Consider the following 2,698-nt stretch of genomic DNA (forward strand, 5'->3'; position numbering starts at 1 on the left):
GCTCGGCTTCCTCGTCTTCGATCACCGGCGGTGGCGGCGCCTGTTCCACCACAGGCTGCGGGACCACCTCCGGCTCCGGCTCGACCAACGCCAGCTCGACCGCCGACTCGTCGTACACCGGCTCGACCTTCAAGGTCTGGGACTGGATACCCAGTGCAATCAGCACCAGCGCGACCAAGGCCGGGACACTGCCCAGCCACTGACGTACTCGAAACAGCAGGTACATGATCAGGACTTACGCGTGGCAATGGACACGGAGGTGAAGCCACCCAGGCGCAGGGTGTCCATCACTTCCACCAGGCGCGAAACCTCTACGCCTTTGTCGCTGTTGACGATGATCGTCGACTGGGTATCGGGCTTTTGCGCCGCCTTCAGCGCCGGCACCAGCGCGTCCACCGAGAGGTCCTTGCCGTCCAGTTGCAACTGGCCTTCCAGGCCCAGGGTGAGGATGAATTTGTTCTGCGGTTTGAGCTGCTGTGAACTGCTGGCGCTGGGCAACTGAGTCTTCATGCCCAGGGCCGGAATTACGTTCAGGCTCACCAGTACGAAAAACACCAGGAGGAACATCATCACGTCGATCATCGGGATCAGTTCGATGTGCGCCTTGCGCTTCTTGGGTTCATCCCAGGTTCTCATTCCGTTACCCCGTTATTGAATTAGGGGCAACACGCTAGCAAGCAAAAATGACCGAATGGTTAACTTTAATTGGCGATTTGAAAGCTCTAGGACGGGGCTTTCAGAAAACTTACCCGTCAGTTTTTGGGCGTAACGAAACTGACATCCAGGACGTACATGCTCGAGAAATTTATATCGAGAGCCGCCTACCCATGAGTCGTTTGTTATCGCATTTCTTTACCCCGAGTGTGCTCATGCAGGCGCGGGACGTGGCGCAATTCGAGAGATTTACTGTGCTTGAAAATGGGTGTGATGATCGCGAGCGCAGGTCATGAAGAGCGCAGTTGACGCTGATCGACGCCGAGTACTCGGCGGGCTGGCGGTCGCTACGGCGTTTTCCATCCTCAGCCCGTTTGCGCGCAGTGCCGGGGTGGATTATCCGTTCACCCTCGGCGTAGCGTCCGGTGACCCATTGCCGGATGGCTTTGTGATATGGACGCGCCTGGCGCCGTTGTTCAATGCCGAGGACGGACGCGGTGGATTGCAGCGTGCGGTGCCGGTGCGCTGGCGGGTGGCCAGCGATGCGGCGATGACGCGGATTGTGCAACAGGGCGAAGTGATCGCGACCGGGCATTTTGCCCACTCGGTACATGTCGAGGTGGTAGGGTTGGCGACGGGCCGGCCGTACTGGTATCAGTTCGAGGGCCTTGGCGCGCAGAGTCCGATTGGTCAGGCACGCACCACGCCTGCGCGGCATGAGATGGCGTCCGCCCGGCTCGGGTTCGTCTCCTGCTCGCATTGGGAGCGCGGGTATTTCAGTGCCTACCGTCATCTCGCTGCCGAGCGTCCCGACCTGGTGTTTTTTCTCGGTGACTATATTTACGACAGCTCCTACGCGGCGGACTCCGGCAAAGTGTTTCGCGCCCACGGCAGCGGGAATGCGGTGAGCTTGAGCGACTACCGTAACCGCTACGCGCTGTACAAGACCGATCCCGATTTGCAGGCCCTGCACGCCGCCGCGCCCAGCGTGGCGACCTGGGACGATCACGAAGTGCAGAATGACTATGCCAACCGCTGGTCCCAGGACCCGAAAATCCCCGTGGCGCGGTTTCTCCAGCAACGGGCGGCGGCTTACCAGGCGTTCTACGAACATATGCCGCTGCGTGCGAGCAGCCGGCCGCAGGGCCCGGACATGCGCATTTACCGGCGCCTGGACTATGGGCGGCTCGCGCGCTTCCATGTGCTCGACGGCCGCCAGTACCGTTCCGAGCAGCCTTGCATCGCGGCCGATGGCAGCCATCAAGGACATATTGTCACCACCCCCTGCAGCGACTTGCGTGACCCCGCCCGCACCTTGCTCGGCTGGCAGCAGGAAGCCTGGCTGGACCAGGGCTTTGCCCAGTCCAGGGCGCGGTGGAATGTGATCGCCCAGGACTTGTTGGTGGCGCCGCTGATGCAGCGTGACCTGACTCATCACAAAGTCGGCCGCTGGACCGATGGCTGGGATGGCTATATGGCCAACCGCAAGCGAATGCTGGCGTCCATCCAGCGCAACCGCGTAAATAACCCGGTGTTCTGGGGCGGGGATATCCACTCTTTCTGGACCACGGACCTGCACGCCGATGCCAATGACCCGGACTCACTGGTTGTGGCGACTGAATTCGTCGGCTCGTCGGTGACCTCCGATGGCCCGCCCTATGAGGCCTTCACGAAAATCCTGCCGCTCAATCCCCATGTGAAGTTTTTTGACAGTCGCCAGCGTGGCTATGTGTCGGTGGAATTGGACGCGCGAAAGATGCTCACGCACTTTCGCGTGATCAGCGACCCACGCGACCCGGCAGCCACGGTCTCGACGTTGCAGTCGTTTGTGGTGGAGCCGGGCAGGGCGGGGGCGATGGCTGTGTAGCCTGGGCTCAAATGTGGGAGGGGGCTTGCCCCCGATGGCGTTGGTTCAGTCAAAAATGCGCCTACTGACACTCCCTCATCGGGGCATAGGTATCTACACAACTCAGCAGCGCCCAACCGTAACCACGATGCGAAGCGAGCCGCTCTTGATCTTGATCTGCTTTTGATCCTAGGCGCC

The 2,698-nt window shown here is 60.9% G+C and carries 2 protein-coding genes and 1 pseudogene; 1 reads left to right on the top strand and 2 read right to left on the bottom strand.

Annotation, left to right across the window (positions count from 1 at the left end; genetic code table 11):
• Positions 1–226: pseudogene (locus BFP93_RS14750) on the bottom strand (energy transducer TonB); the annotation flags it as partial.
• A 2-nt stretch (positions 227–228) separates the two neighbouring features.
• Positions 229–636, bottom strand: coding sequence for an ExbD/TolR family protein (locus tag BFP93_RS14755; RefSeq protein WP_065893676.1), 408 nt, complete (start codon positions 634–636; stop codon positions 229–231).
• A gap of 310 nt (positions 637–946) precedes the next feature.
• Here BFP93_RS14755 and BFP93_RS14760 point away from each other — a divergent pair, with 310 nt between their 5' ends.
• On the top strand, positions 947–2,521 hold the full coding sequence (locus tag BFP93_RS14760) for an alkaline phosphatase D family protein (protein ID WP_065893677.1): 1,575 nt from the start codon (positions 947–949) through the stop codon (positions 2,519–2,521).
• The last annotated feature ends 177 nt before the right edge of the window (positions 2,522–2,698 follow it).

This window comes from Pseudomonas sp. 44 R 15, from assembly GCF_900004965.1.
Lineage (GTDB): Bacteria > Pseudomonadota > Gammaproteobacteria > Pseudomonadales > Pseudomonadaceae > Aquipseudomonas > Aquipseudomonas orientalis_A.